The sequence below is a fragment of the Micromonospora endolithica genome (assembly GCF_003626595.1).
GTDB classification, from domain to species: domain Bacteria; phylum Actinomycetota; class Actinomycetes; order Mycobacteriales; family Micromonosporaceae; genus Micromonospora; species Micromonospora endolithica.
Map to the genome: position 1 here is coordinate 157,394 of NZ_RBAK01000013.1, position 26,553 is coordinate 183,946.

The following is a 26,553-nucleotide window of genomic DNA, read 5'->3' on the forward strand; positions in this document are numbered from 1 at the left end:
CGGCCGGTGCCCTCCCTAGCGTCGGAGACGTCCTGGCCACGATCTCCACGGGGAGCACCATGATCCGGTCGACCCTGCGCTCGGTGCGCGCCGACGCGCGGCACCTGTTCCTGTCCGCCCTGGCCGTCGTCATCGGTGTCGCCTTCGTCGCCGGCACCCTGATCGTCGTGGACGGCATGCGTGCCGGCGCGTACGACCGGGCCGGGGCCTTCGACCGGCACACCGACCTGGCCGTGCACCCGATCGGGCGGGAGTCCCTGCCGGCCGGGCTCGTCGACCGGGTCCGCGCCGTCGACGGGGTGGCCGCCGCCGCGGGGGAACTCGTGACCACCGCCGGGATCGTCGGCGCCGACGGCCGCCCGGTGCTGGGCTACACCGTCCTGGCCGCGATCCCCACCGACCGGGCGCTGCGCTCGTACGACCTGGTGTCCGGACGGTTGCCGGACCGACCCGGTGAGGTGGTGCTCGACGCGCCGACCGCGGCCGAGCAGGACCTCGCCGTCGGTGATCCGGTCCGGGTCGGCGGCGACGGGGGACCGGCCCGCGCGTACACCCTGGTCGGGACCGTCGACGTGGCCGGCACCACCCGCGACGTCGGCGGGCCGTTCGTCGGCCTGGTCGGCGTCGACGCGCTCGCCGTCTCCGGGCGTCCCGGCTACGACCGGGTCATGGTCGCCGCCGCGCCCGGCGCCGCGGACGCCGGGCTGGTCGCGGCGGTGGCCGCGGTGGCCGGCCCGGGCGCCACGGTCAAGACCCGCCAGCGGATCCTCGACGACGCGGTCACCGACGCCGTCCGCGACCTGGACCAGTTCAACCTGGCGCTGCTGACGTTCGCCGGGGTGGCGGTCGTGGTGGCCGGCTTCGTGATCGCCAACACCTTCGCCATCGTGGCCGCCCAGCGCACCCGGCGCACCGCGCTGCTGCGCGTGGTCGGCGCGACCCGGGGGCAGTTGTTCCGCGCCGCCGTCGCCGAGGCGGCCGTGGTCGGTGTGGTCGCCTCCGCGGCCGGCGTGCTGCTCGGGATCGCGCTGGCCGCCGGCCTGGACGCCCTGCTCGGCCGAGCCGACCTCCCGGTCTCCGGGCGGCTCGTGGTCACCGTGCCGGCGGTGGCGGCCAGCCTGGCCGTGGGTACCGTCGTCACGGTCGGCGCCGCGCTGGTGCCGGCGTGGAAGGGCACCCGGGTGGCCCCGGTGGCCGCCCTCGCCGACGCCGTCGTGGCACCCGCCCGACGACCGGGCCCGGTCCGGTCGACCGTCGGCGCCCTGGTCCTCACCGCCGGCGTCGCCGCCCTGGTAGCCGCCCCGTACGCCATGCTGATCCCGCTGGTCGCCGCCGGTGGGACGCTGGCCTTCCTCGGTCTCGTCCTGCTCGGGCCGGTGCTGGTGCCGGCCCTGGTGCGGGTCCTCGGCGCGCCGGTGCGGCGGTTGCTCGGGGTGCCCGGTGACCTGGCCGTCGCCAACGCGGTCCGCAACCCCCGGCGGGTCGCCGCGACCGCCACCGCGCTGGTGATCGGCATCGGACTGGTGTCCGCCTTCGTGGTCGGTGCGCACAGCACGCGGATCGGCATCGAACGCAGCGTGGACGCCGAGATCGGGGTCGACTGGCTGGTCACCGGGGTCGGCGGAAACCTGCCCGCGCCGCTGGCCGCGGAGCTGCGGGCCCGGGACGAGCTGGCGGTCGTGCACGAGTGGCGCGCCGTGGTCGACTCCGGGACGGAGGTGCGTGCCTCCCACCCCGCCCTGGTGCGACGAACGCTGACCGGGGTGGTCGCCGGCGAACCGGGCCGCCTCGGACCCGGCCGGGCGCTGGTCGGTGCGGAACTGGCGGCGTCGCGGGGCTGGGGGGTGGGCGCCACCGTCACCGTTGCCGGTCGCCCGTTCCGGGTGGTCGCCGTGGTTACCGACGACCGGCCGCCCCCGGCCGGCGGACCGGTGCCGCCCGGTCACGTGGTGCATCTGGTCGACGAGGACTTCGCCGTGCTCTACCCCGCCGAGCGGGGGCACCTGGCCGAGATCGAACCGGCCGCCGGTGTCTCCGCCGGGCGGGCCCGGTCGGCGATCGAGTCGGTGGTGGCCCGCTATCCGACGGTCAACCTGCTCGACCAGGGCGCCTACAAGAAGATGCTGACCGGCACGGTGGACATGCTGCTCGCGTTCGTCACCGCGCTGCTCGGGCTGGCGGTGGTCATCGCGTTGGTCGGGGTGGCCAACACGCTGGGCCTGTCGGTGCTGGAGCGGACCCGGGAGAACGCGGTGCTGCGGGCGGTCGGGCTGAGCCGGGGCGGGATGCGGGCGATGCTCGCGGTCGAGGCGGTCCTGACCGCCGGCGTGGGTGTGGTGCTCGGCATCGCGCTGGGCACCGGGGTGAGCGCCGCGGCGATGGCGTTGCTCGGCCGGATCAGCGGGGACTTCACCGTGGCGCTGCCGCTCGGGCGGCTCGGTCTGATCGTCGGCGTCGCGGTGGCCGCCGCGCTCGTCGCCTCGGTGCTGCCGGCCCGCCGGGCGCTGGCCCGGCCGGTGGTGGAGGCCCTCGGCGACCAGTGACCGGTCACTGGTCGCCGGGCGGGACCTCGGGCTCGGTGGTGGGCGCCGCCGTCGTCGGCGGTGGTGGGGGTGGCGGCTCCGTGGTGGGCTCCGGGGCGGGGGTGGTGGCCGGCGCGCTGCTCGGCGGAGGCGCGGCCGTGGTGGGCGCGGTCGTCGGCCGGGTGGTGACCGGGCTGGTCGGCGGCGCGGACGCGGTCGAGGTGGGCGACGCGGAAGGCCGGCTGGTCGAGCCCAACGGCACGTACGGCTGGTCGTCGACGGGCGCCGCGGGCACCTCGGGCGCCCCCGGTGTCGCCTCGCCGCCGGTGGGCTCTGCCGCCGGTGCGGAGGTCGTGGGCAGCTTCACCCCGTCCGGCGCGTTGGCCGCGCCGGTGACGCCGAGCGCGGTGGCCAGCCCGGCCAGTCCCACCAGGACCGCCGCCGCCGCACCGACCAACGGGCCGCGACCGCGGCGGGCGGCACCGGCCGGCGGGACGGCCCGGGCGTCGGCGCGGGTGCTCGGGCCGGCGGCGCGCAGCGCGCCGACCCCGGCGGCGGCGACCGTCGCGGTGGCCGCCGTCGGGTCCGAGACGGCAGCCCGTGCCGCCTCCGCCATCGCCGCGCCGCTGCTGAACCGGTCCGCCGGGTCCTTGGCCAACGCGCGGGACACCAGGGCCCGCACCGCCTCCGGGATGTCGTGGGACAGCTCCGGCGGCTCGTCGTCGAGGTGCCGGACGGCGACCTGGAGCGGGTTGTCGCCGGTGAACGGCGGGCTCCCGCTCAGGCAGCAGTACGCCACCGCGCCCAGGGCGTAGATGTCCGTCGCGCCGGACACCGGGCGCCCGGCGGCCTGCTCGGGCGCCATGTAGAGGGCGGTGCCGGGCACCGCGTTGGTGCTGGTGATGCTGGTGACGTTGGTGGAACGGGCCACCCCGAAGTCGACGAGTACGACGGTGCCGTCCTCCTGCACCAGCAGGTTGCTCGGCTTGACGTCGCGGTGCACGATGCCGCCCTTGTGCGCGGCGTGCAGCGCCTGCGCCGCCTGCGCGACGATGGACATCGTCTCGGCCACGTCCAGCCGGCCGGCGGCTTCGATCCGCCGGGACAGCGGCTCGCCGGTGACGAACTCCATCACCAGGTAGTCGGCGCGCCCGCCGTCGGGCAGGTCGTCCTCGCCGCAGTCGTAGACCTGGACGATGCCGGGGTGACGCAGGGCGGCCATGATCCGTGCCTCAGCCCGGAACCGGGCGATGAAGTCCGGGTCGGAGACCAGTGCCGGCAGCAGGACCTTGACCGCGACCTGCCGGCCGAGGACCAGGTCCGTGGCACGCCAGACGTCGCCCATGCCGCCGGTGGCGACACGTTCGTCCAGGCGGTACCGACCGCTGAGCACGACTTCCGAAGACAGCACGACACCACCGTACCCAGACCGGCCGACGCCGTCGCGCCCGCGCCCGCGCCGGTGCCGGTGCCGGTGGGGGTCGGCGGGCCGTCCGCGCTCCCCGTCCACCCGGTACGCTGTCACCTCTTCCGGACGCTGCGTGACGAAGCGGGTCACCCGGAGCGCGGTACGCTGGGAATTCGGTCCGATTCCGTCCCGGGAGCGTCCAACCGGCCCACCGCGTTACCTCGACGCGCCGTCCGAACGGTTTGATAATTCTCACTCTCCCGCCGAGCGGGACCGACTTGTCGGTTCGGGTCGCTGCTCCTACCGTTAGCGCGACTCGGGCCCACCCGACGGTGTCGGTCCGGCCCGCGTGCCGCCGGCCGAGCCGCCGAATCACCGTGGGGAGAGTCCGGACGTGCCGCCCGAGTCGCCACGCCGGGTGCGCAAATGGTCAGCGGGGGGCTGAGGGTGGTGCGGGAGCAGGTCCGGGTCGGCGTCGCGTACGCCCGGTCCGCCGCGTCCCGCCCGGGGGCGCCCGCCGGGCGGGGGACGGCCGCGTGACGGCCGAACTCGACGCCGCGGTGCGCGGCGCCCAGGCCGGCGACGAGGACGCGTTCCGGTTCCTCTACCGCAGCCTGCAGCCCGGCCTGCTGCGCTACCTCACCGCCCTGGTCGGCGCGGACGCCGAGGACGTGGCCTCCGAGGCGTGGTTGCAGATCTCCCGTGACCTGCCCACCTTCACCGGCGGCGAGTTCCGGGCCTGGGCGGTCACGATCGCCCGCAACCGGGCCATGGACCACCTGCGCCGGCAGCGCCGCCGGCCCTCGCTTCCGGTACCGGTGCAGGCGCTCAGCGAGCTGGCCGGTGACGCGGACACCGCCGAGCGCGCCGGCGAGACGATCGGGACCGAGGCGGCGCTCGCGCTGATCGCCACGCTGCCGCCCCGGGAGGCCGAGGCGGTCCTGCTGCGGGCCGTCATCGGGCTGGACGCCGAGACCGCCGGCCAGGTGCTGGGCCGGCGGCCCGGCGCGGTGCGCACGGCCGCCCACCGCGGGCTGCGTCGGCTCGCCGCTCTGATGGAGCGGCACGACGCGGGCCAGCCGTCGGCGGCCCCCGCGGGGGGCACCCCGCCTCGTCCCCGGGACGCGCGCCGCCAGCAGGCGTCGCACGCCGAGCCGGCGGACGGCTGACATGAGGTACTCGCGATGATCTTCCGCCGTGCCGGTCGGCCCCACGACCGCGACGCCGCCGACCGCCTGCTCGACGCGGCCGGGTCGACGCCCGTCGATCCGGGGGCCGACCCGCTCACCCACCTGCTCGCCGCCGCCAACGCCCCCGCCCGACCCACCGAACTGGCCGGGGAGCAGGCCGCGCTGGCCGCCTTCCGGGCGGCCCGGGCCGGCACCTCGGTGCCGGACGCGCCCGCCCCCCGGGGTCGCCGCCGGTTCACCGCGGGCGCCGTCGCCTGGGCCGCCGGCGTCGCGGTCACCGCCACCGCCGGTGCCGCCGTAGCCGCGGTCGCGCTGGACCGTGCCGGCGACCCGGAGCCACCGCGCCGCCCGGCGACCACGAGCCCCGCCGGTACGCCCGCGGAGAGCACCCCCACCCGACCCACCCGTACCGGCACGGTCCCGCCCACCGGCACGGCCCTGCCCACCGGCACGCGGTCCGCCGAGGCGCCGAGCACCCCCGCCGTCGCGCCGAGCACCCCCGAGGACCGGCGGACGGTCACCGCCCCGAGCCACAAGCTGGCCGGCTCGTGCAAGGCCTACCTGGCCAAGTCACCGGCCCAGCGGGCCAAGGCACTCGAGAAACCCGGCTTCGCCGACCTCGCGGCGGCGGTCGACGACCCCGCGCGGGCGGAGGACTTCTGCCGGCAACTGCTGGGTGACGACGACCGGAGCGACGTCGACGGCGACGCCGACGAGGGCGAGGGCGACGCCGACGAGGGCGACGCCGACTAGGTACCCGCGCGCCGGTCGCCCCGTTCGCCGCCGTCGCCGTTTCCCGCCGGACGGTCTCTGTCTCCCGCGGGTGGTCGCCGTTCCCGCCGGGTGCCGGGAGATCGTCTGCTAGACAGAAAACGGTGCGGCCGCCGACGCGCCCGCCGATGTCGGTGGGTCGGGTTACGGTGGCGGAGACCGGACCACGGCGTCGTGTGAGGGGGACCCATTCGTGGTGACGTCACCTGAGCTGGACCACCCGACGGTGCTCACCTCGTCGCGCGCGGCGGGCGGGCACCTGGCCCGGATCTGCTTCAAGACCGGCCCCCCGACCCACACCGGGGTCGAGTTGGAATGGACGGTCCACGACGCCGCCGATCCCGCCCGCCCGGTCGAGGGCGAGCGGCTACGGGTGGCTCTCGGGCGGCACTGCCCGCCCACCCTCGACGGCACGAGCCCCGCCACGCCGTTGCGGCACGGCAGCACGGTCACCGTGGAGCCGGGCGGACAGGTGGAGATATCCACCGCCCCACGCACCTCCGTCGGCGCGCTGATCCAGGCGACCCGCGACGACGTCACCGAACTCACCGGTCTGTTGGAGGCCGCCGGGCTGGTGCTCGGCCGCAGCGGCATCGACCCGCACCGCCCACCGCTACCGGTGGTGCACACCCCTCGCTACCGCGCCATGCGGCGGGTGTTCGACGGTCGCGGACCGGCCGGCCGCACGATGATGTACAGCACCGCCGGGCTCCAGGTCTGCCTCGACGCCGGTGAGACGGCGCAGGTGCCCGCCCGCTGGGCGACGGCGCACGCGGTCGGCCCGCCGCTGCTGGCCGCGTTCGCCACGGCCGACCGGCACGCCGGCCGGCCGACCGGCTGGGCGTCGGCCCGGATGGCCGCCTGGCTGCGCATCGACCCGGCGCGGACCCGCCCGGTCTGGACGCCGCAGCGGGCCGACCAGGACCCGGTGACCGACTGGACGGCGTACGTGCTGGATGCCCCGCTGCTCTGCCTGCGCCGCGGCGGACCCGACTGGACCCCGCCGGCCGGGGTCACCTTCGCCGACTGGCTGGACGGGGCGCTGCCGCGCCCGCCCACCACCGACGACCTCGACTACCACGTGAGCACCCTGTTCCCGCCGGTACGCCCGCGCGGCTACCTGGAGGTGCGCTACCTCGACGCGCAGCCCGGCCGGGAGTGGACGCTGCCGTTGGCGGTGCTCAGCGCGCTGCTCGCCGATGCCGGCACCACCCGGCGGGCCTACGCGGTGGCCGCGCCGCAGGCGCACCGCTGGGTGGCCGCGGCCCGGCACGGCCTGCGCGATCCCGCTCTCGCCGACACGGCCGTCGAGTTGTTCGACCTGGCCCGGACCGCTTTGCCCGGGCTGGGGCTGCCGCCGGACCTGCACGAGGAGATCGACCGAGGCGTACGGCGGCGACGCGCCGTCGCGGGGAGGAGGAACCGGTGACGGACACGACGACCGGCCCGGGTGCGGAGGAACTGCGCGCCCGCATCGCCGAGGAACTGGAACGCACCCGGGCCCGCACCGCGCTGCTCACCGGGGTGGTGGACGACGCGGACCTGACCCGGCAGCACTCGCCGCTGATGTCGCCACTGGTCTGGGACCTCGCCCACGTCGGCAACCAGGAGGAGCTGTGGTTGGTCCGCGACGTCGGCGGGCGCCCGGCGGTCCGGCGGGACATCGACGACCTGTACGACGCGTTCAAGCAGCCCCGGCGGGACCGCCCGTCGCTGCCGCTGCTGCCGCCGGCGGAGGCCCGCGCGTACGTCGCCACGGTCCGGGACAAGGTGTACGACCTGCTGGACCGGATCGCGTTCACCGACCGGCCACTGGTCGCCGACGGGTTCGCCTTCGGCATGATCGTCCAGCACGAGCAGCAGCACGACGAGACGATGCTCGCCACCCACCAGTTGCGCGACGGCCCGCCGGCGCTGGCCGCCCCGCCGCCGCCGGAGCCGCGTACCGCGGTCGGCGGGGAGGTGCTGGTGCCGGCCGGTGAGTTCACCATGGGCACCGACACCGACCCGTGGGCGCTGGACAACGAACGTCCCGCGCACCGGGTGCACCTGCCGGCCTACGTGATCGACGCCGCGCCGGTCACCAACGGGCGTTACCGGGAGTTCATCGCCGACGGCGGCTACCACGACCAGCGCTGGTGGAGTGCGGCGGGCTGGCGGCACCGGCAGGAGGAGGGGCTGGACGCGCCGCTGCACTGGCGGCGCGACGGTGACGGCTGGGCATACCGGCGCTTCGGCCGGTGGTCGGCGGTGCGCGACGACGAACCGGTGGTGCACGTCTGCTGGTACGAGGCGCAGGCGTACGCGGCGTGGGCCGGCAAGCGCCTGCCCACCGAGGCGGAGTGGGAGAAGGCCGCCCGGTGGGATCCGGCCACCGGTCGGTCCCGCCGTCATCCGTGGGGGGACGACGACCCGACCGGCGAGCACGCCAACCTGGGCCAGCGACACCTGTGGCCGGCACCGGTCGGCGCCTACCCGGCGGGCGCGTCTCCGCTGGGCGTGCACCAGCTGATCGGCGACGTGTGGGAGTGGACCTCCAGCACCTTCCGGGGATATCCGGGCTTCACCGCCTTCCCGTACCGGGAATACTCGGAGGTCTTCTTCGGCGACGAGCACCGGGTGCTGCGCGGCGGGTCCTTCGGCACCGACCGGTCGGCCTGCCGGGGCACCTTCCGCAACTGGGACTACCCGATCCGCCGGCAGATCTTCAGCGGTTTCCGCTGCGCCCGGGACGCCCGCCCCGAGGAGGCGTACCGGTGACCGCGCCGGTGACGCTCCGGCCGGGTCCGGCCGGCGGTGCCCGCTGATGTGTCGCCACCTGGCCTACCTGGGGCCGCCGGTCAGCCTGCGTGAGCTGCTGTTCGACCCGCCGTACTCGCTGCTGCGCCAGTCCTGGGCGCCGCGCGACATGCGCGGCGGCGGGACGATCAACGCCGACGGGTTCGGCATCGGCTGGTACCCCGGCGACGGCGAGCCGGTGCGGTACCGGCGGGCCCAGCCGATCTGGACCGACCCGACGATCGCGCAGGTGGCCGCGGTCACCTCGGCCGGCGCGGTGCTCGCGGCGGTCCGCTCGGCGACCGTCGGCATGGCGGTACGCGACGAGGCCGCCGCGCCGTTCGCCGAGGGGCGGTGGCTGTTCAGCCACAACGGCGTGGTGCGTGGCTGGCCGGACTCGGTGGTGCCGCTGGCCGGCGCGCTGCCGGTGCGGGACCTGTTGACCCTCGACGCCGTCACCGACTCGGCGCTGCTGTGGGCGCTGGTCCGGCACCGGCTGCGGGCCGGGGTGAAACCGGCCCGGGCGGTCGCCGAGACGGTCACCGCGGTGGCGGCGGCGGCTCCCGGGTCGCGACTGAACCTGCTGCTCACCGACGGCCGCACGGTGGTGGCCAGCGTGGCCGGGCACGCGCTGTCGGTGCGCGCCACCCCGGCGTCGGTCCTGCTGGCGTCGGAGCCGCACGACGACGACCCGGGCTGGCGGCCGGTGCCGGACCGGCACCTGGTGGAGGCGACCGCCACCGAGGTGCGGGTACGCGCCCTGGTCGAGACCTGAGCACCGCCGCCGTCCGGGCGACCGGCGGCGCGACGTACACGTACATCCGAGTCGGACGGAGGGAAAGAGATGGGTGCGGAGCCGTTGGAGATCCACCTCGACGAGCAGGACGTGGGGCGCGGCCTGCGCGACGACGTCCGCGGTGGCCTCACCGCCCGGCCCCGGTGGCTGCCGCCGAAGTGGTTCTACGACGCCCGGGGGAGTGCGCTGTTCGACGAGATCACCCGGCTTCCGGAGTACTACCCCACCCGGGCCGAGCGGGCCGTGCTGGCCGACCGGGCCACCGAGATCGCGGCGGTGACCGGGGCGAAGACCCTCATCGAACTCGGCTCCGGCTCGTCGGAGAAGACCCGCCTGCTGCTGGACGCCTTCACCCGCCGGGGTGGCCTGGGCACCTTCGTGCCGCTGGACGTGTCGGTCAGCGCGCTGCGCCGGTCCACCGAGCAGATCGCCGTCGACTACCCCGGGCTGCGGGTACGGGGGATCGTCGGCGACTTCACCCGCCATCTCGACCGGCTGCCCACCGGGGGCCGTCGGTTGGTGGTGTTCCTGGGCGGCACGATCGGTAACCTGCTCCCGGCCGAGCGGGCGGAGTTCCTGTCCGCGATGCGGGCGGCCCTGGAGCCCGGCGACTGGTTCCTGGTCGGCACCGACCTGGTCAAGGACCCGTCGGTGGTGGTGCCGGCGTACGACGACGCGGCCGGGGTCACCGCCGAGTTCAACCGCAACGTGCTGCGGGTGGTCAACCGGGAGCTGGGGGCGGACTTCGACCCGGAGGCGTTCGCGCACGTCGCGCTCTGGGACCCGGAGCGGGAGTGGATCGAGATGCGGCTGCGGGCGTCGCGTCCGATGCGGGTGCGGGTACTCGACCTGACGGTCGACTTCGCCCGGGGGGAGGAGCTACGCACCGAGGTGTCGGCGAAGTTCCGCCCGGAGGGGATCGCGGCCGAGCTGGCGGCGGCCGGGTTCACCGCCCACCGGTTCTGGACCGACCCCGGTGGTCTGTTCGGGGTCACCCTGGCCCGGGCGGACCGACCGGCCGCCGGATAGCCGCCGCCGGGCGGGGCAGCCGCCGGCCGGGTGGCGGCCCGGCCGGTCGGCGGGCCCGGTGTCCACCCGGTGCCGGCCGGCCGGTCGGTGATCGGCTACGCTGGTCGCGCGAAGGGGAGTAGCCCCCAATGTCGTGGTCGACACACTGGCGCGTTCCGCGCCCGGCCACGCGGCCCCGGCCCCCGGGGCGGGCGAGACCTTCGACCCAGGCTGTGGAAGCCGGGTCGAGGGCGCCCCATACCTCCTCCCGGCCTGATCCGGAAGGTTGTCATGGAAGGTTTCCTCGTCGCGCTGGTGGTCAGCTTCGGCGTCATCTTCGTCGCCGAGCTCGGTGACAAGTCCCAGTTGATGGCACTGACCTTCGCCACCCGTTTCAAGACGGTGCCGGTGCTGATCGGCATCACCATCGCCACCGCCGTCGTGCACCTCGCCTCGGTGGCGATCGGGTACGGCCTCGGCGCGGCCCTGCCCACCGAATGGATCTCCCTGGTCGCCGGGGTGGCCTTCCTCGGATTCGGCGCCTGGACCCTGCGCGGGGACTCGCTGACCGAGGAGGAGCGGCGCAAGGCCGAGAGGTCCAACAAGTCGGCGATCCTCGCGGTGTCCGTGGCGTTCTTCCTCGCCGAGTTGGGCGACAAGACCATGCTCGCCACGATCACCCTGGCCACCCAGTACGGCTGGTTCGGCACCTGGCTCGGCTCGACGGTCGGCATGGTCGCCGCGGACGCCCTGGCGATCCTGGTCGGCCGGATGCTCGGCCGGAAACTGCCGGAGAAGACCATCAAGTACGGCGCGGCGATCCTCTTCGCCATCTGCGGTCTCTGGTTGATCCTGGAGGCGGTCAGTCAGCTCACCTGAACGCCGACTACCGGCCGGCGGGCCGGGTAACGCCTGCGGGTGAACCCGGGGGATGTCCTACGACTCGGCCACGAGGCACTCGTCCTGGCGGTGGAGACCGTCGGCGCCGTGGTCATCGTCGTCGGCGCGTTCTGGGCGGCGCTGCGGTTCGTGGTCGAGGGGCTGCGGCACCGCGGCGCCGCCGCGTTCACCACGATCCGGCTGTCCCTCGGCCGGTTCCTCGTCCTCGGGCTGGAGTTCCAGCTCGCCGCGGACATCCTGCGTACCGCCTTCTCCCCGACGTTCACCCAGATCGGCCAGCTCGCCGCGGTCGCGGCCATCCGGACCGCCCTCAACTACGTGTTGGGCCACGAGATCCGTCAGGAGCAGCGGCAGGTCGCCGAGGAGGGTGACCCGCGGTGATCGCGGCGATGGTCGCGTTCGTCCCCGTCCTCGCCGTCGTCGTAGCCGGCGTGGTGCTGCTCACCGTGCGGTCCTGGCGCGCGGCGCTGCGGGTGCTGCTGGATCTGCTGACCGCCGCGGGTCTGCTGCGGCTGGCCGGCGACCTGGCCTGGACGGATCTGGCCGCGGCGGCGGCGATCATCGTGCTGCGCCGGATGTTGTGGGGCGCGCTCGCCGCCGACGACCCGGCGCGACTATCCCCAGCCCCCGGCGGGCAGAAGGATCGCCACCTACCGTTGCCGGTAGGAGGCGATAACGGAAAAAACGGGAGGACGGTCAGATGAGCAAGCACGACGAGCCGAACGAGTACGGGTTCGCCGGCGGCGCCACCGCACCGCAGCCGCCCGCCGCCGGGCGGGTCGACGAGCAGGACCGGGCCGAGGAGGTGGCGGTGCCGGGCGACGATCTGCTGGAGCCGGCGAGCGACGCGGTCGCCGACGAGCAGGAGGAGCGGCGTACCGACCGCCGTTCCTGATCCCACGGCGTGGGCCGACGGGCACCCGTCGGCCCACGCCGCCGCACCACCGCATCCTCCGCCGCCCGCACGCCCGCACGCCCGCACGCCCGCACGCCCGCACGCCCGCACGCCCGCACGCCCGCACGCCCGCACGCCCGCACGCCCGGTCGCCCACGGCCCGGTTCGGCGGAAACCCGGTCGATTCAATTTCCGCGTTCCCGACACTCCACGCAGCCCTCGGGGGTTGGTAATGCGGAGCGTGGCCCTTGCCGAAAATGCATAACTCCGGACATATGGCGCATGAGACGCTTTAATGGTTTCACGAGATTTAGTCGACCTTGGGGGTTTTCGTGAAGTTCTTTGGCGTTACCGGCCTGGTACGGAGGCGCGCCTGATGGACCTGTTCCGCCAACTCCGCCTGGTACGTCGCCACTGGTGGATCGTGCTCCTCACCGTCATGGTCGCCCTCGGGGTGACCACCCTGGTCACGGTCCGGGCCCAGCCCCGGTACGTCGCCTCGGTGACGTTCTTCGTCACCACCCCGAGCCAGGGCGTCTCCGACGCCTACCAGGGCGGCATGTTCCTCCAGCAGCGCGTCAAGTCGTACGCACAGTTGCTGACCAGCGACCGGCTGGCGCAGAGCGTGGTCGCCGAGAACCCGGTCGGGCTCACCGCCGAGCAGGTCCAGCGAAGCGTCGCCACCACCACCGAGACCGGCACGGTCCTGCTGCGCGCGACGGTGACCGACACCGACCAGAACCGCGCCCTGCGGGTGACCGAGACCCTCTCGGCGAAGTTCGTCGAGCTGGTCGGGAAGGTCGAGACCAAGCCGGACGGGAACGCCGGACCGATCCGGATCGAGGTGGTCAGCGGCCCACGGGTCAGCTCCGCCCCGGTGTCGCCGCAACCGGTCCGCAACTTCGCCCTCGGTGGGCTGCTCGGCGTGCTCGCCGGCATCGGACTGGCGATCCTGCGCGGCCTCGCCGACGTGCGGATGCGGGACGCGGCCGGCCTCCAGCGCACCACCGGCAGCCCGCTGCTGGGCGAGATCCCCTTCGAGAGCGGCGCGAAGGCGTCCCCGCTGATCATCGGCGACGCGGCGACCTCGGCCCGCGCCGAGGCGGTCCGCAAGCTGCGGACCAACCTGCGCTTCGTCGACGTGCACGAGCCAGCCCGGGTCATCGCGGTCACCAGCGCCCTCCAGGGCGAGGGAAAGACCACCCTGTCCTGCAATCTGGCCATCGCGCTGGCCGAGGCCGGCTGGCGGGTACTGCTGGTCGACGCGGACCTGCGCCGCCCCAAGGTCGGCGACTATCTCGGGCTGGACGCCGGGGTCGGCCTGACCGACGTGCTGGTCGGCGACGTCGGGGTCGGCGACGTGGTCCAGCGCTGGGGCGACAAGTCCCTGCTGGTGCTGCCCAGCGGCTCGGCCCCGCCGAACCCGAGCGAGTTGCTCGGCTCCAAGGCGATGGCGGACCTGCTGCTGGCCCTGCGTGAGTCGGCCGACATCGTGATCATCGACACGGCGCCGCTGCTCGCGGTGACCGACGGTGTGGTGGTGGCCGTGCAGGCCGACGGCGCGCTGCTGGTCACCCAGCAGGGTCGCACGTCCCGGTCGCAGGTCGCCGCGGCGGCGCGGTCACTGCACTCGGTCTCCGTCCGCCTGCTCGGCTGCGTGCTCAACATGGCGAAGGTGCCGAAGGGCGACGCGTACCAGTACGAGGCGTACCGGGTCGTCGTGCCGGCCGAGCCGGTTCCGGCGCACGCCGGGCGTGGCGCCGCCCCCCGGCACGCGGAGAACCGGGACAACGGTCACGTCGGCGACCGCACGCAGGAACTCACCCGGCTGTCCGGATGAGCGCCGCCAGGGGCCGCATCGCACGTTCGATCTCCTCGGCGCAGCGCCGGAAGTCGGCCGCGGACCCACCGACCGGATCCACCAGGTCGTCCGCGTCCGCGGCGGCGGGTTGCAGACGTCCCCGGGCGCGGGCGGCGGCCTCCACCGCCGACCGCAACGGGCCGACCGTGCCGCCCCGGACCGGTGCCACCGGGTCCGGGGCGGTCCCGGCCGCGGCGGCCAGCCGACCGAACTGGCGCAGGGTGAAGGTCCGGTGCAGGGCGGCCGGGGCCAGCGCCGTGCAGAGCGATCGCTGGCGCCGGGTCGCGGTCAGCACCACCGTCGCCCCGGCCAGGTATTCCGCGCGCAGTCGCCGGCTGCGGAACGCCCGGGGGTCGGCGCCGGTGCCGGCGGCGATCTCGGCCGCGTACGGGTGCATCGCCAGGTCGTCGTGGGCGTCGGTGCCCGCGCTGGCCACCAGCACGGGCTGGTCGGCCAGCAGGCGACGCGCGATGTACTCCGCCATCGGCGAGCGGCACAGGTTGGCGTGGCACACGAACAGCACCCGGTCGACCATGGCGAACCCTCTCGGTACTGCGGTCGCGGGAAGTCCGGCCGCGGCGCGGCGCGGCCGGCGGTGGCCGGACGCGGAGGGGTTGTCCGCATCGTACGCGCGGGTCGCGCCCCGGCACGCCGCCGCGCCGGCACCTCCGGGGCCGCCGGAGGTGTCCCGGTGAGGATCGGAATCCTGTCCTACCACTTCCCGCCCGAACCGGCCTTCATCCCGGGCAGCCTCGCCGAGGAACTGGCCCGCCGCGGTCACGAGGTGCGGGTACTCACCGGGTTCCCGGACTATCCGGGCGGCCATGTCTACCCGGGTTGGCGCCAGCGGTGGCGGCACGAGACCCGCAGCGAACGGCTCACCGTGCGGCGGGTGCCCCGCTACACCGGCGCCGACGCGTCGGTCGGCGGCCGGACGGCCGCGTACCTCTCCTTCGCCGGCAGTGTCGCGCTGGTCGGGCCGCGGTTCCTGGCCGGTGTGGACGTGCTCTACGTGCACCAGCCGCCGGCCACCGCGTTCGCCGCCGCCGGGTTGCTGCGCCTGCTCGGGCGGGTGCCGACCGTGCTGCACGTCCAGGACGTGTGGGCCGCCGACGACCCGGCGGGCGCGGCGCGGCAGCGGTGGACGGCGCGGCTGGGCGCGGCGATGGCCCGTACCTACCGCGTCGCGGACCGCGTCGCGGTGGCCGCGCCGAGCCTGCGTGACCTCGTGGTGGCCGCCGGGGCGGAACCGGCGCGGGTCGACGTCGTCCTGAACTGGACCGACGAGCGGATCTTCCATCCCGCCCGGCCCAGCCCCGCCGCCCGGCGGCTGATCGGGCACGACGGTCGCTGCGTGGTGATGCACGCCGGGACCATCGGCGCCCGGCAGGGGCTGGAGACGGCGGTCCGCGCGGCGGCCGCTCTGGACGGCACGATGGACCTGGTCCTGGTGGGATCGGGGCCCGAGGAGCGGCGGGTGCGGGGGCTCGCCGCCGAACTGGGCGCGGACAACGTGCGGTTCGTCGGACGTCGCTCACCGCTGGACATGCCCGACCTGTACGCGGCGGCCGACTACCAGCTGGTCATGCTCCGGGATCTGCCGGAGCTGCGCGGGACCCTGCCCGGGAAGCTCCAGGCCGCGTTCTCCTGTGCCGCCCCGGTGGTGGCCTCCGCCGGTGGCGACACCGCCGAGGTGGTCGAGCGGGCGCGCGCGGGGCTCTCCTGCCCGCCGGAGGACTGGGCCACGCTGGCCGACCGGTTCTGGCTCGCCGCGACCATCCCGCCGCCGGCCCGCATCGACATGGGTCGGCGTGGCCGGGAGACGTACCTGCGGGAGATGTCCATGCCGGCGGGCGTGGACCGGGTCGAGCGGCTGCTGTACGACGCGGTCGGCGGCCGTACCACGGCCCCCGCCGGGCGCGAGTAACCCTCACTTAACGCTCAGAAGCGTCTTTTACCGACCCAGTCGGTCGTTACGTGTTAGGAAACGTCATGACGAACGTGGCTACCTGTCCGATTTCGGGCGAACGGAGTGTGGTGTGACGGAGACCCGGAGCGGGCGCCGTCCGGACGGCCCAGCGGCCTACACCGGGCTGGAGCGCCGCCGACCCAGCCGTCGGCGGTCCCGTCGTCGCCGGCGCGCCCGGCTGCGTCGGGTTCTGCTCGTCGGCCTGGTGGTGGGCTCGCTGCTGCTGGTGACCGGGGGATGGGTGGGCCTGCGCGGCTGGCAGGCCCGCGCCCACCTGCTCAACGCCGCGGGGCTCGCCCGCGACCTGAGCGGCCAGGTGGTCGGCGGGGACGTCGACCGGGCCCAGCGGACGCTGGCCGCGCTCCAGGAGCAGGCCGCGGCGGCTCGGGCGGCGACCGGGGACCCGGGCTGGTCGCTCGGCCGCCGGGCACCGTTCGCGGGAGACAACCTCGCCGCCGTACGCCAGATCGCGGTGGCCATCGACAACCTGTCCCGCCAGGCGTTCCCGGCGCTGCTGCGGACCGACCTGAGCAGCCTGTTGCCCAGCGGCGGCAAGGTGGACGTGGGTCGGCTCCGCACCATCTCGGCGGAGATAACCGGGGTGGACGGCGCGGTCCAGACCGTCCGGACCGACCTCGCCGAGGTGCCCACCGACGGCCTGGTCCGCCAGGTGGCGCAGGCGCTGGACGGTCTGCGGGCGGAGATCGACCGGCTGGCCGCCCTGACCGCGGCCGCCGATCAGGCCGCCCGGCTCCTGCCGCCGCTGCTCGGCGCGGACGGGCCCCGCCGCTTTCTGCTGGTGTCCCAGAATCCCGCCGAGCTGCGCGCCACCGGCGGCATGTTCGGCGCGTACGCGGTGCTGCACACCGAGGCGGGCCGGGTCCGGATGGGTCGGCAGGGCGCGAGCGCGGAGCTGCAACGTTTCACCCCGCCGCTCGCCGTCCCGCCCGAGGTTCGTGCCGCCTGGGGTGACCTGCCCGGCATCTACCCGGCCGACGTGAATCTCTCGCCGCACTTCCCGACCGCCGCCGCGCTCTACCGGGAGATGTTCCGGCGCAAGACCGGCGTGACCGTCGACGGCGTACTGGCGGTGGACCCGGTGGTGCTGTCGTACCTGTTGGCGGTCACCGGCCCGGTGCTGGTTCCCGGCGGCGCCCCGCTGGCCAGCGACACCGTGGTGCGCACCCTGCTCAGCGACGCGTACCAGCGGCTCGACACGCTGGAGCAGGACCGCTTCTTCGCGGCTGCCGGGGCGCGGGTGTTCGACACGATGTTCACGAAGAATGTCAACCCTAGGGGGTTCTTGTCCGCATTCGACCGTGCTGTACGTGAACGCCGTATATTGTTCTGGAGTGCCCGACCTGAGGAACAGCGGATGTTCGGCGACAGCCGGATGGCCGGTGTGCTTCCGGAGAAGGACACCGTGCCGACCGTCGGCGTGTTTCTCAACGACGGCAGCGGCGCGAAGCTCGGCTACTACCTCCGGCCCACGGCCACCCTCACCGTGGGCGACTGCCAGTCGGACGGCCGACGTGAACTACGGCTGCGGATCACCCTGCACTCGGCGGCGCCGAAGTCCGGACTCAGCGAGTCCGTTCTCGGCCTCGGCCTGGCGGGCGACCCGTACACCGTCCGCACGTTGGTGTCCGTCCACAGCCCGGCCGGCGGCACGGTGCTCTCCGCCCGTCTCGACGGGGTCGAGACAGCGGTCGGCGCGGGCAGTGAACGGAACCGGCACACGGCGACCGCGAACGTCGAGGTGGGCCCCGGCGCCACCCGCACGTTGGAGGTGGCCGTGCTGACGGCGAAGACCGGCAGCGGTTCGGCCGAGTTGTGGTTGACCCCCACCGCCACCCCCTGGACCACCCAAGTTGTCACCGCACCAAGCTGTGATCAGTAGGAGGGAACCCATCATGCGGCTAACCCGCATCATCATGGCGCTCACGGTCGGCCTGGCCGTGGTCGCCGTACCGACAGCGGCGGGAGCGGCGCAGCCGCAGCCACAGCCGCCGGTCGTCACCGCCACACCTCAGCCCCCGGTGTATCCACCGGGCCCGGCGACCCTCACGGTGAACCCGCCGACGGTGACCGTCGGCACCACCGTCCAGCTCGTCGGCAGCGGCTTCCTGCCGGGCGAGACCGTCAACATCAGCTACACCACCACCCCGTTCGCCGCCGGCGTCCCGGGCGCCGACCGGGCCCGGCGCAGCGACGGCTCCGCGGTCGCCATGGCACCGGTCTCGTTCCAGCAGGCACCGACGCCCACCTCGGGCACCCTGGTGGCGACGGCCGGCCCGGACGGCACCTTCACCATTCCGTTCACGCCCTACTACCCGGGCAAGTACACCTTCACCGCGGTCGGCGCCACCTCGGGCAAGGTCGCCACGGCGACGCTGATCGTGTTGAAGAAGAAGCAGCCGCCGCTGCCGGTGACCGGTGACAGCCTCGGCACGCCGATGAAGGTCGGCGGTGGCCTGGTCGGCGCCGGTGCGGTGCTCCTGCTGCTGAGCGTGGCGTGGCGCAAGCGGCACCGGTTCGGTATCGGGACCACCCGCTGACCCTGACCCAGCTCCGGGCGGTGCCCGGACCGGTTCCGGGCACCGCCCGGACGACGTAGGGATGGCGCCCGCCGGATCCACTCCGGCGGGCGCCGCCGCACGGACAGCGACTGTCCACGATTCACGTTGGTGCCGGTCAGCGGTGGTGGTGCAGGACGTCGACGAGGGCGGCGATGAGCGCCAGCGCGATGATTCCCGCCGCCAGCAACAGTGAGTGCCGGAACGCGGCCGACCAGTCGCCGTCGTTGGCGGCCAGGGACGAGAAGAAGACCGAGCCCACGGCGGCGATACCGGCGGCGGAGCCGATCCGCTGGCCGGTCTGGAGCATGCCCGCCCCGCTACCGGCCTGCGGCACCGGCACCTCGGCGAGGGTGAGTGTCTGGTTCGGCGCGATGACCAGACCGCTGCCCAGCCCGGCGACCAGCAGCGGCCCGGCCGTCCACCAGCCCACCGGCGCGCCGTCGGGCACCGCGCCCAGCACCAGCACCACACCGACCAGGCCGACGACGACGCCGACCAGTCCGACCGCGACCAGCGGCCGCCCGTACCGGTTGACGATCCGGCCACCCAGCGCGGACGCGGCGGCGGAGCCCAACGCGAACGGGGTGATCGCCAGGCCGGCGAGCAGGGCGCTGTAGCCGAGGCCGTTCTGCAGGTACAGCGTGAAGATGAAGAAGATCGCGGTGAACCCGCCGAAGTAGACCAGCGCGATCACCGCGCCCAGCACGTACGACCGCAGGCCGAACAGCCGCAGGTCGAACAGCGGTTCGTGGCGGCGCGCGTACCACCGTTCCCACAGTCCGAAGGCGAGCAGGGTGCCCAGGCCGGCGGGCACGAGCAGCCACTTCGCCGGGTCGCGCCACTGTTCCTGCACCAGCGGCAGCAGCACCAGCACCACCCCGACGCCGAGCAGCACGACGCCGACCGGGTCCATCCGGCGGTGGTCGGCACGGCCGGCCGGGCGGGTGGGCAGCAGGCGCCAGCCGAGCACCACGGCCACCACGCCGACCGGGACGTTGACGAAGAACACCCAGCGCCAGCCGTGTTCGGGGCCGCCGAGCGCGATGAGCAGGCCGCCGAGCAGCGGACCGACCGCGGTGGAGATGCCGATGGTGGCGCCGAGCAGCCCGAACGGCCGCCCCCGTTCCGGTCCCCGGAACAGTTCCTGGATCACCCCGGTGACCTGCGGGTTGACGATTCCGGCGGCGGCGCCCTGGAGCAGCCGGGCGGCGATCAGCCACTGCGGCGAGGGGGCCAGGCCGGCCAGCGCGCTGGTCGCCGTGAACAGGGCGATCCCGACGACGAAGGCGGTACGCCGCCCGTGGGCGTCGCCGTAGCGTCCGGCGGGCACCAGCACCAGACCGAAGGTCAGCGCGTACCCGGACAGGATCCACTGGAGATCGCTCGGAGAGGCGTCCAGGGCGCGTTCCATCGACGGCACCGCCACGTTGACGATGCTCACGTCCAGCAGCGTCATGAACGCGGCGACCAGGCCGACCGCGAGGGCGGACCAGCGCCGTGGGTCCGGCGGCGCGGTCGCGTCGCCCGGTGCGGGCGCGGCTGCGGTGCTCATCGTCGCCTCCGGGCATGTCGATCACGTGTGACTGACCGCCCTACCCGGCGGGCGCGCGCCGAACCGTCACGCCATCTGACGGGCGCAGAACCGGGGCCCGAAGTCCAGCCCGGCCATCGGCGAGTCCTCCCGGTGCAGCAGGTTCTTCTCGGTGAGCTGGTGCAGCGGCTCGCGCAACTGGTCCTCGGTGAGCCCCGACTCCTGGGCGATCAGGTCCGGGTACGGCACCTGGCCGCGGACCTCCAGCGCCGCCACCGCCTCGTACACCCGGGCTTCGACGTCCGACAGTTGGACCTGCTGCATGATGTCCTCCTTCGCTCGGCGCCGCGACGCGGCAGCCCGCGTCGGGGCGGAAGTACCCGCGCGGGGGCAGGTCCTCCGTGCGCCGGTTACCCGTCGGCCGACCGAAGATGCCCACCCGATCGGGCGGACGTGACGGCTGCCGCGCGGTGCTGTCGGCCGCCCCCGGTGGTGGGTCTGTCCTAGGCTGCACCGATGGTCGACTGGGATCTCGCCGTGGTGGGTGCCGGCCCCGCCGGGCTCTCCGCCGCGTACACCGCCGCCCGCGCCGGGATGCGCACCGTGGTCCTCGAACGCGCCGTGCATCCCCGCTACAAGACCTGCGGTGGCGGCCTGATCGGTACGTCGCTGGCGGTGGCCGGGGACATGATCGAGGTGCCGGCACACGACCGGGTGGACCGGGTGACGTTCACCCGCGACGGCCGGCGCGGGTTCACCCGCCGGCAACCGGGCAGCCCGCTGGTGACGATGGTGCGCCGGGCGGAGTTCGACGACCGGCTGCGCGCCGCCGCGGTCGCCGCCGGGGCGCGGGTCCGCGAGCGTGCCGCGGTGCGCGCGGTGGCGCAGGACCCCGAGGGCGTACGCCTGCGGTTGGCCGACGGGTCGACGGTGACCGCACGGGCGGTGGTGGGGGCGGACGGCTCCTCCGGGGTGACCGCCCGGCACGTGGGGGTCCGCTACCGCCAGGTGGACCTGGGGTTGGAGCTGGAGCTGCCGGTGCCACCGGCGGAGCGGGACCGTTGGCGCGGCCGGGTGTTGCTGGACTGGGGGCCGCTGCCCGGGTCGTACGCCTGGGTCTTCCCGAAGGACGACCTGCTCACGGTGGGGGTGATCGCGGCGCGGGGCGCGGGGGAGCGGACCCGGGAGTACCTGCGGGCGTTCGTCGACCGGCTGGGTCTGGCCGGGATCGAGCCGGCGCACGACTCGGGGCACCTGACCCGCTGCCGGTCGGCGGACTCGCCGCTGCGCCGGGGCCGGGTGCTGGTCGCCGGGGACGCCGCCGGCCTGCTGGAGCCGTGGAGCCGGGAGGGCATCAGCTACGCCCTGCGCTCGGGCGCCCTCGCCGGAGCGGCGGTCACGGACGGGGATCTGTCCGGGTACGAGCGGGCGGTGACCGCCGGACTGGTGCCGTCGATGCGGGCGGGTCACCGCCTGCTGGACGTTTTCGCCCGGCGGCCGGAGGTCTTCCACGGGCTGCTCGCCACCCCGCCGGGCTGGCGCATGTTCGTGCGCTTCTGCCAGGGCGCGTCCGGTTTCGAGGAGACGCTGACCCGGGCCCCGGTCCGGGCGGCCCTCGCCCTGCTGGACCGCCTGCCCGCCCGGTAAGGAAGGGCCCCTTCTTAACGCCTCCGGTAGAGGAAGGGCCCCCTCTTAACACCCGGCTCCACCTTCAGCTCAGGATCCTAGGATGGTTTAGCGGTGGTGACGGGGAAGAGTGGGCAAAGGTGGTGCTGGCTCCACGGGGGGGACGGGCCCACAATGAAGGGGTGAGAAGGGGGAGCGCCATGGTCGACGTCGGACAGCCGTTCACCGACGACGAGTACGCCTTCCTCCGGCACGCCCGCTTCGGGGAACTTCCGGCGGCGACCCCGCCGGAGGAGCGGTCCGCGTCGGCCGAGACCGACCCCCGGCGGGACCGGCCGGAGCCGGCCGGCGAGCCGCAGGGGTGGGACCTGCGGCACGGCGGGATCTGAGCTTGTCGACGGGCCGCGAGCGTGGAGCACTCCCGCGGCCCGTCGAAGCGCGCCCGGTCAGAAGACCGGCACGCCCTCGCGCACCAGCTTCCAGTTCGGCTGGAAGAAGTCGGCCGGGTCGATCACGCCGCGCGCCTGCGCCCAGTCGATCAGCAGCTGGCGGATCTCCTGCTGCTCGTTGTAGACCTGCGTGGTGACGATGCCGGGGAAGTTGCCGCCACCGCTGCGCCGGTAGTTGTTGACCGCCACCACGAACCGGGCGTCGTCGGCGACCGGGGTGTCGGTGCCGGGCAGGACCAGTCGGGTGATCCGCTGGCCGACCGGCCGGGAGATGTCGATGTCGTAGTCCACACCGGAGAACACGTCGTAGTTGTAGTCCGGCACGCTCGGGTCCTCGATCACCGCGAGGTCGACCGGCGCGCCGGGCGCCAGGGTCCGGAAGTACTTCGCCGAGTACTCCAGGTACGCCCGCACCTGTGCCCCGGTGAGGACGACCGCCTCCAGGGTGTTGTCGAAGACGTACAGCCCGGCCACGTCGCGGATCTTCACGTCCCCGGCGGGGAAGACCGCGGTACGGCTGAACGGCGCCGCGATGGACAGCACCGGCAGGTCGCCGTACCCGGTGCCGGCCAGCGCGGTCCGCACCACCTCGGTCTGCACGTGGTTGATGAAGTCCAGGATCGGGGTGTCCCGGTACCGGGACTCCGCCGCCGACAGCTCGACGGTGGACCGGGCGACGACCTGGTTGACGTACGCCACGGTCTTGGCGTGCTGGCCACGCACGGCCGCGAGGACCGCCGGGTCCTCGACCACCGTGTTGGTGTTCAGGGTGGTGGCCCTCTTGTCGACGACCGTCCACCGGCCGCGGACCTTGCGTACGGTGAAGTCCATCCGGGTGAGCCGCTGTCCCCACTTCGACGGCTCGGAGAGCAGCACCTGCGCGCCGGTGGCGGTGTTGGTGACGAAACGCTGCGGCACCTCGCGGTGGGCGTGACCGAACAGGATCGCGTCGATGCCCGGCACCTGCTCGGCGATCAGCGCCGACGGGTTCTCGTTCGGCAGTTCCGGGCCGTAGCTGGAGGTGCCGCTGTCGCCGCCGTGGGCGGAGATCAGCACGATGTCGGCGCCGCGCGCCCGCATGATCGGCACCCACTTCCGCGCGGTCTCCACCATGCCCGGGAAGACCAGCTTGCCCTCGACGTTGCCCTTGTCCCAGATGGCCGTGCCGGGGTTGGTCAGACCGAGGATGCCGACCCGGATCGTCGGACCGCGCCGGGCGGCGAGGGCGACCTCCTTGATGACGTACGGCAGGAAGGCCGGCTTGCCGGTGGCCGCGTTCACGGCGTTCGCGGCCAGGGCGGGGAAGCCCAGTTGCCTGATCCAGGTGGCCAGCAAGGGCAGACCGTAGTTGAACTCGTGGTTGCCGAGGGTCACCGCGTCGTACCGCAGGACGTTCATCGCGTTGGCCATCGGGTGCGTCTCACCGGTGCTGGTGATCGGCTCCTGCTTGGCGTAGTAAGTGGCCAGCGGCGTGCCCTGGATGGTGTCGCCGGCGTCCAGCACCAGCGTGGCCCTGCCGGCGCGTTCGGCGCGGATCTGGTTGACCAGGGTGGCCAGCTTGGCCACGCCGACGTCGTTGTGGTTGGCGTCGTCGAACTCGGCGTCCCGGTAGTAGTCCCAGTTGTGCACGTTGCCGTGCGTGTCCGAGGTGCCCAGGACGGTGAGGTCCCACGTCTTCGGGCCCGCCGCCTGGGCGGCCTCGGCGGGGACGCCGGCGATCAGGGGCGCGCTGGCGGCCGCCGCGGCGGCCGCCAGCACGTGGCGGCGGGACGGACCGGAGGAGGGGGTCATGCCATGCCTTTCCGTGGGGGGTCAGGCGCCTCGTGGGCGCCCGCGCGCACGATAGACCGGTCACCGGGACGCCGTCACCATGGCGGGGGACGTTGTCCGTTTCCGCCCGTCGCGGCGGGGTAGGGCGGAGGGAGGAAGAACCGCGAGGAGGAGACACCGGTGAGCGAGGACCAGCACACCCCCCAGGACCCCACCAACCAGTACGGCCAGCAGGAGGGGCAGCCCCGGCAGCGGCAGTCGCCGCCCGGCTCGACGGAGCAGATGACGCCGAGGCCGGACCACGGGGAGGAGTCGTACCGGGGCAGCGGCAAACTGGAGGGCAAGCGCGCGCTCATCACCGGCGGCGACTCCGGCATCGGCCGCGCGATCGCCATCGCGTACGCCCGGGAGGGCGCCGACGTGCTCATCTCCTACCTGAGCGAGGAGGAGGACGCGGACGCCCGGGAGACCGTGCGCCTGGTCGAGGAGGCCGGCCGCACCGGGATCGCGGTACGCGGCGACATCACCGACGAGCGGCACTGCCAGGAGCTGGTCGACCGGACCGTGCGTGACCTGGGCGGCATCGACATCCTGGTCAACAACGCCGCCTACCAGATGGCGCAGGACAAGGGCATCCTCGGCATCACCACCGAGCAGTTCGACCGGGTCCTGCGGACCAACCTGTACGCCATGTTCTGGCTCTGCAGGGCGGCTGTCCCGCACCTCGACGAGGGCGCGTCCATCATCAACACCGCGTCCATCCAGGCGTTCGACCCGTCGCCGCAGCTGCTGGACTACGCGACCACCAAGGCCGGCATCGTCAACTTCACCAAGGCGCTCGCCCAGGACCTCGCCGAGCAGGGGATCCGGGTCAACGCGGTGGCGCCGGGTCCGATCTGGACGCCGCTGATCCCGGCGACCATGCCGCAGGAGAAGGTGGAGAAGTTCGGCCAGGACACCCCGGAGGGGCGACCCGGCCAGCCGGCCGAGCTGGCGCCCGCGTACGTCTTCTTCGCCTCCCAGGAGTCCAGCTACGTCACCGGCGAGGTCCTCGGCGTGACCGGCGGACGTCCGACAAAGTGACCGTGCGGCCCGGACGAGGCGCGTCGCCTCGTCCGGGTCATCTCGGCCAGTCGGCCAGGCGGGCCCGGACCTCGGCCACCGCCGCGGCGTCCAGGCCGTAGCGGGCGAAGCGGCGGTCCGGCAACCGGTCCAGGTAGCGGCCCGCGGCCCGGACGTCGTCGGGGTCCAGCGCCGGGTCGAGCTGCCGGGCGAGGTCCAGCAGGTCGGGTACGTCGTAGTGGTCCCGGGCCGCGGCCACGTCCACGTAGTCCCGGACCTCCCGTCGGTTGACCAGCGCGGCGGTCTTGTTGGCCACCAGGTCCCGGACGTCCATCACCGGCCCGAGGTCCATCACCACCGGGCTGCGTCGCCGGTCGAGCCGCGCCAGGCTGAGTCGGATCCGCCTACCGTCGCGGCCCACCACGAAGTCCCGCAGGTCCCGGTCGAAGCCGTCGAACAGGTCGGCCAGGTCGCTGTCCGGATCGGCGTCGCGCACCTCGTACCCGGCCGCCTCCAGCACCGCCCGCACCTCGTCGGCGGCCGCCGCGGCGGCGCCCTCGACGTCGGCGAACAGGTCGACGTCCTCGGTCGGGCGGGTCACCATCCCGTGGGCCGCCCAGGCCACCCCGCCACCCAGCACGAACCGGTGCCGCCCGGCGGCGGACAGGGCGACGCGGGCGACCTCGCGGTAGAAGTCGTGCGGGTGCGGGGCGGTCACGCCGTACGCAGGCCGCGGTGGCGGCTCTCCCACGCCTGGCGTACGCCCCGGGGCAGGTTCAGCAGCGGCCACACCCGGCGCAGCGCCCGACCGTTGACCAGTCGCCGCAGGTCGTCGGCCCGGTGGGTTTCCCGCAGGACGTTCTCGTACATCCACAGCAGGTCGTCGGGGTCCGACAGGTCGAAGGTGCGGTCGGCCGCCCACATCAGGCGGACGGGCAGCTCCACGACGCCCTGGGTGGGCCCCACCAGCTCGGCGAGGGTACGCGTCACGACCGCCGGCCGTCCCGGGCGCGCCAGGTGGGCCGGGTGGGGGATCGCCGGCGCCGCGCCCGGTCCGCCCGGTACGCCGGTGGCACGCGCACGGATGCCCCCCGGAGCCCGTACGGGCGGCCGGGGCGCGGTGGGCGACGCCGCGTGCATGGTGTCAGGGTAACGCCGGTCGCCGCCGATGACGCCATACCCGGTGCCCGCCCTCGCGCCGTTCGCGCCGTTCGCGCGGTTTCCGGTAAAGGGTGTCGTCCGGCGCGGGATGGCCATTGTCTCCCCGAAACTGCGCCGTCGGGTGGGCGGTGTGGGTCGTTTGTCGGGTTCGGGGGTGTGGTCGGGGGCACCCCGGTGGCGGAATGCCGGCCGGGCGCGGGTGGTTACACCATGCGGACGATCGAGTAGCACCCCCGACCTGCTGTTCTCCGCAGGGTCGCAAGGGGGTCCGGGCCCC

At 74.4% G+C, this 26,553-nt stretch carries 25 protein-coding genes; 18 read left to right on the forward strand and 7 right to left on the reverse strand.

The annotated features are described in order from the left end of the window. Nucleotides 1-59: 59 nt before the first annotated feature. Nucleotides 60-2,543: an FtsX-like permease family protein gene (locus D7223_RS26440; protein WP_120731207.1), complete on the forward strand. Its 2,484-nt coding sequence runs from the start codon at nucleotides 60-62 to the stop codon at nucleotides 2,541-2,543. Nucleotides 2,544-2,547: 4 nt separating this feature from the next. Here the strand turns inward: D7223_RS26440 and D7223_RS26445 are convergent, their stop codons facing one another. Next, the gene (locus D7223_RS26445; protein ID WP_120731279.1) at nucleotides 2,548-3,933 is read right to left on the reverse strand and encodes a serine/threonine-protein kinase; all 1,386 of its coding nucleotides are present in this window, start codon (nucleotides 3,931-3,933) and stop codon (nucleotides 2,548-2,550) included. Between the two features lie 533 nt (nucleotides 3,934-4,466). Between D7223_RS26445 and D7223_RS26450 the strand changes: the two genes are divergently transcribed. The 11 genes from D7223_RS26450 (at nucleotide 4,467) to D7223_RS26500 (ending at nucleotide 14,108) form a co-directional block, all read left to right on the forward strand. Beyond that, nucleotides 4,467-5,099 (forward strand): RNA polymerase sigma factor, encoded by a 633-nt coding sequence (locus tag D7223_RS26450; protein WP_120731208.1) that lies wholly within the window; start codon nucleotides 4,467-4,469, stop codon nucleotides 5,097-5,099. A 15-nt stretch (nucleotides 5,100-5,114) separates the two neighbouring features. Continuing rightward, nucleotides 5,115-5,873: a hypothetical protein gene (locus D7223_RS34035; RefSeq protein WP_120731210.1), complete on the forward strand. Its 759-nt coding sequence runs from the start codon at nucleotides 5,115-5,117 to the stop codon at nucleotides 5,871-5,873. A gap of 211 nt (nucleotides 5,874-6,084) precedes the next feature. Continuing rightward, nucleotides 6,085-7,320 carry a glutamate-cysteine ligase family protein gene (locus D7223_RS26460; protein WP_120731212.1) on the forward strand — a complete coding sequence of 412 codons (1,236 nt, stop codon included), beginning with the start codon at nucleotides 6,085-6,087 and terminating at the stop codon, nucleotides 7,318-7,320. After that, nucleotides 7,317-8,651, forward strand: a complete 1,335-nt coding sequence (gene egtB / locus D7223_RS26465) for an ergothioneine biosynthesis protein EgtB (protein WP_120731215.1) — start codon at nucleotides 7,317-7,319, stop codon at nucleotides 8,649-8,651. The genes D7223_RS26460 and egtB overlap by 4 nt, the downstream gene beginning before the upstream one ends. A 46-nt stretch (nucleotides 8,652-8,697) precedes the next feature. After that, a complete protein-coding gene (egtC, locus tag D7223_RS26470; RefSeq protein ID WP_120731217.1) occupies nucleotides 8,698-9,444 on the forward strand; it encodes an ergothioneine biosynthesis protein EgtC in 747 nt (248 codons plus the stop codon). Between the two features lie 69 nt (nucleotides 9,445-9,513). Next, entirely contained in the window at nucleotides 9,514-10,494 is a 981-nt protein-coding gene (gene egtD, locus D7223_RS26475; protein WP_120731219.1) for an L-histidine N(alpha)-methyltransferase, read from the forward strand. A 270-nt stretch (nucleotides 10,495-10,764) separates the two neighbouring features. After that, nucleotides 10,765-11,352, forward strand: a complete 588-nt coding sequence (locus D7223_RS26480) for a TMEM165/GDT1 family protein (RefSeq protein WP_120731221.1) — start codon at nucleotides 10,765-10,767, stop codon at nucleotides 11,350-11,352. Nucleotides 11,353-11,391: 39 nt separating this feature from the next. After that, a complete protein-coding gene (locus D7223_RS26485; RefSeq protein ID WP_120731223.1) occupies nucleotides 11,392-11,754 on the forward strand; it encodes a DUF1622 domain-containing protein in 363 nt (120 codons plus the stop codon). Beyond that, on the forward strand, nucleotides 11,751-12,077 hold the full coding sequence (locus D7223_RS26490) for a hypothetical protein (protein WP_186832215.1): 327 nt from the start codon (nucleotides 11,751-11,753) through the stop codon (nucleotides 12,075-12,077). The genes D7223_RS26485 and D7223_RS26490 overlap by 4 nt, the downstream gene beginning before the upstream one ends. Further along, nucleotides 12,074-12,268, forward strand: a complete 195-nt coding sequence (locus D7223_RS26495) for a hypothetical protein (RefSeq protein WP_120731225.1) — start codon at nucleotides 12,074-12,076, stop codon at nucleotides 12,266-12,268. Before D7223_RS26490 ends, D7223_RS26495 begins: the two co-directional genes overlap by 4 nt. Nucleotides 12,269-12,644: 376 nt before the next feature. Next, nucleotides 12,645-14,108 (forward strand): tyrosine-protein kinase domain-containing protein, encoded by a 1,464-nt coding sequence (locus D7223_RS26500; protein ID WP_120731227.1) that lies wholly within the window; start codon nucleotides 12,645-12,647, stop codon nucleotides 14,106-14,108. On the opposite strand, the gene D7223_RS26505 is transcribed toward D7223_RS26500, so the two are convergent. Beyond that, entirely contained in the window at nucleotides 14,089-14,664 is a 576-nt protein-coding gene (locus D7223_RS26505; RefSeq protein ID WP_120731229.1) for an arsenate reductase/protein-tyrosine-phosphatase family protein, read from the reverse strand. The two genes, D7223_RS26500 and D7223_RS26505, sit on opposite strands and share 20 nt — an antisense overlap. 156 nt (nucleotides 14,665-14,820) lie before the next feature. Between D7223_RS26505 and D7223_RS26510 the strand changes: the two genes are divergently transcribed. From D7223_RS26510 to D7223_RS26520, 3 genes are all read left to right on the forward strand, one after another. Then, complete coding sequence (locus D7223_RS26510; RefSeq protein ID WP_120731231.1) at nucleotides 14,821-16,056, forward strand: glycosyltransferase family 4 protein; 1,236 nt, start codon at nucleotides 14,821-14,823, stop codon at nucleotides 16,054-16,056. Nucleotides 16,057-16,168: 112 nt separating this feature from the next. Then, on the forward strand, nucleotides 16,169-17,998 hold the full coding sequence (locus D7223_RS26515) for a DUF4012 domain-containing protein (RefSeq protein WP_238162239.1): 1,830 nt from the start codon (nucleotides 16,169-16,171) through the stop codon (nucleotides 17,996-17,998). Between the two features lie 13 nt (nucleotides 17,999-18,011). Further along, nucleotides 18,012-18,656 (forward strand): hypothetical protein, encoded by a 645-nt coding sequence (locus D7223_RS26520; RefSeq protein WP_120731233.1) that lies wholly within the window; start codon nucleotides 18,012-18,014, stop codon nucleotides 18,654-18,656. Nucleotides 18,657-18,792: 136 nt separating this feature from the next. On the opposite strand, the gene D7223_RS26525 is transcribed toward D7223_RS26520, so the two are convergent. Together D7223_RS26525 and D7223_RS26530 are read right to left on the reverse strand one after the other, a co-directional pair. After that, nucleotides 18,793-20,229: an MFS transporter gene (locus D7223_RS26525; protein ID WP_120731235.1), complete on the reverse strand. Its 1,437-nt coding sequence runs from the start codon at nucleotides 20,227-20,229 to the stop codon at nucleotides 18,793-18,795. A 66-nt stretch (nucleotides 20,230-20,295) separates the two neighbouring features. Further along, nucleotides 20,296-20,532 (reverse strand): hypothetical protein, encoded by a 237-nt coding sequence (locus D7223_RS26530; protein ID WP_120731237.1) that lies wholly within the window; start codon nucleotides 20,530-20,532, stop codon nucleotides 20,296-20,298. A gap of 192 nt (nucleotides 20,533-20,724) precedes the next feature. On the opposite strand from D7223_RS26530, the gene D7223_RS26535 reads away from it, so the two are divergent. Together D7223_RS26535 and D7223_RS26540 are read left to right on the forward strand one after the other, a co-directional pair. Continuing rightward, a complete protein-coding gene (locus tag D7223_RS26535) occupies nucleotides 20,725-21,855 on the forward strand; it encodes a geranylgeranyl reductase family protein (RefSeq protein WP_120731239.1) in 1,131 nt (376 codons plus the stop codon). A gap of 161 nt (nucleotides 21,856-22,016) precedes the next feature. Beyond that, the gene (locus tag D7223_RS26540; RefSeq protein WP_147442475.1) at nucleotides 22,017-22,223 is read left to right on the forward strand and encodes a hypothetical protein; all 207 of its coding nucleotides are present in this window, start codon (nucleotides 22,017-22,019) and stop codon (nucleotides 22,221-22,223) included. Nucleotides 22,224-22,280: 57 nt separating this feature from the next. Here the strand turns inward: D7223_RS26540 and D7223_RS26545 are convergent, their stop codons facing one another. Beyond that, complete coding sequence (locus D7223_RS26545) at nucleotides 22,281-24,074, reverse strand: bifunctional metallophosphatase/5'-nucleotidase (protein ID WP_120731242.1); 1,794 nt, start codon at nucleotides 24,072-24,074, stop codon at nucleotides 22,281-22,283. Nucleotides 24,075-24,233: 159 nt separating this feature from the next. Here D7223_RS26545 and D7223_RS26550 point away from each other — a divergent pair, with 159 nt between their 5' ends. Further along, nucleotides 24,234-25,136: an SDR family oxidoreductase gene (locus D7223_RS26550; RefSeq protein WP_120731244.1), complete on the forward strand. Its 903-nt coding sequence runs from the start codon at nucleotides 24,234-24,236 to the stop codon at nucleotides 25,134-25,136. 37 nt (nucleotides 25,137-25,173) lie between these two features. Here D7223_RS26550 and D7223_RS26555 read toward each other — a convergent pair whose 3' ends face one another. Both D7223_RS26555 and D7223_RS26560 read right to left on the reverse strand, forming a co-directional pair. After that, nucleotides 25,174-25,833 (reverse strand): nucleotidyl transferase AbiEii/AbiGii toxin family protein, encoded by a 660-nt coding sequence (locus D7223_RS26555; protein WP_238162240.1) that lies wholly within the window; start codon nucleotides 25,831-25,833, stop codon nucleotides 25,174-25,176. Next, nucleotides 25,830-26,150 carry a hypothetical protein gene (locus tag D7223_RS26560; protein ID WP_120731283.1) on the reverse strand — a complete coding sequence of 107 codons (321 nt, stop codon included), beginning with the start codon at nucleotides 26,148-26,150 and terminating at the stop codon, nucleotides 25,830-25,832. Before D7223_RS26560 ends, D7223_RS26555 begins: the two co-directional genes overlap by 4 nt. Between the last annotated feature and the right edge of the window lie 403 nt (nucleotides 26,151-26,553).

Excerpts from the sequence above, each read along its gene's own strand:
- D7223_RS26440 (WP_120731207.1), top strand. The coding sequence starts at position 60 with ATGATCCGGTCGACCCTGCGCTCGGTGCGCGCCGACGCGCGGCACCTG.
- D7223_RS26545 (WP_120731242.1), bottom strand. The coding sequence starts at position 24,074 with ATGACCCCCTCCTCCGGTCCGTCCCGCCGCCACGTGCTGGCGGCCGCC.
- egtC (WP_120731217.1), top strand. The coding sequence starts at position 8,698 with ATGTGTCGCCACCTGGCCTACCTGGGGCCGCCGGTCAGCCTGCGTGAG.
- D7223_RS26505 (WP_120731229.1), bottom strand. The coding sequence starts at position 14,664 with ATGGTCGACCGGGTGCTGTTCGTGTGCCACGCCAACCTGTGCCGCTCG.
- D7223_RS26535 (WP_120731239.1), top strand. The coding sequence starts at position 20,725 with ATGGTCGACTGGGATCTCGCCGTGGTGGGTGCCGGCCCCGCCGGGCTC.
- D7223_RS26520 (WP_120731233.1), top strand. The coding sequence starts at position 18,012 with ATGCGGCTAACCCGCATCATCATGGCGCTCACGGTCGGCCTGGCCGTG.
- D7223_RS26525 (WP_120731235.1), bottom strand. The coding sequence starts at position 20,229 with ATGAGCACCGCAGCCGCGCCCGCACCGGGCGACGCGACCGCGCCGCCG.
- D7223_RS26530 (WP_120731237.1), bottom strand. The coding sequence starts at position 20,532 with ATGCAGCAGGTCCAACTGTCGGACGTCGAAGCCCGGGTGTACGAGGCG.
- D7223_RS26495 (WP_120731225.1), top strand. The coding sequence starts at position 12,074 with ATGAGCAAGCACGACGAGCCGAACGAGTACGGGTTCGCCGGCGGCGCC.
- D7223_RS34035 (WP_120731210.1), top strand. The coding sequence starts at position 5,115 with ATGATCTTCCGCCGTGCCGGTCGGCCCCACGACCGCGACGCCGCCGAC.
- egtD (WP_120731219.1), top strand. The coding sequence starts at position 9,514 with ATGGGTGCGGAGCCGTTGGAGATCCACCTCGACGAGCAGGACGTGGGG.
- D7223_RS26500 (WP_120731227.1), top strand. The coding sequence starts at position 12,645 with ATGGACCTGTTCCGCCAACTCCGCCTGGTACGTCGCCACTGGTGGATC.
- D7223_RS26480 (WP_120731221.1), top strand. The coding sequence starts at position 10,765 with ATGGAAGGTTTCCTCGTCGCGCTGGTGGTCAGCTTCGGCGTCATCTTC.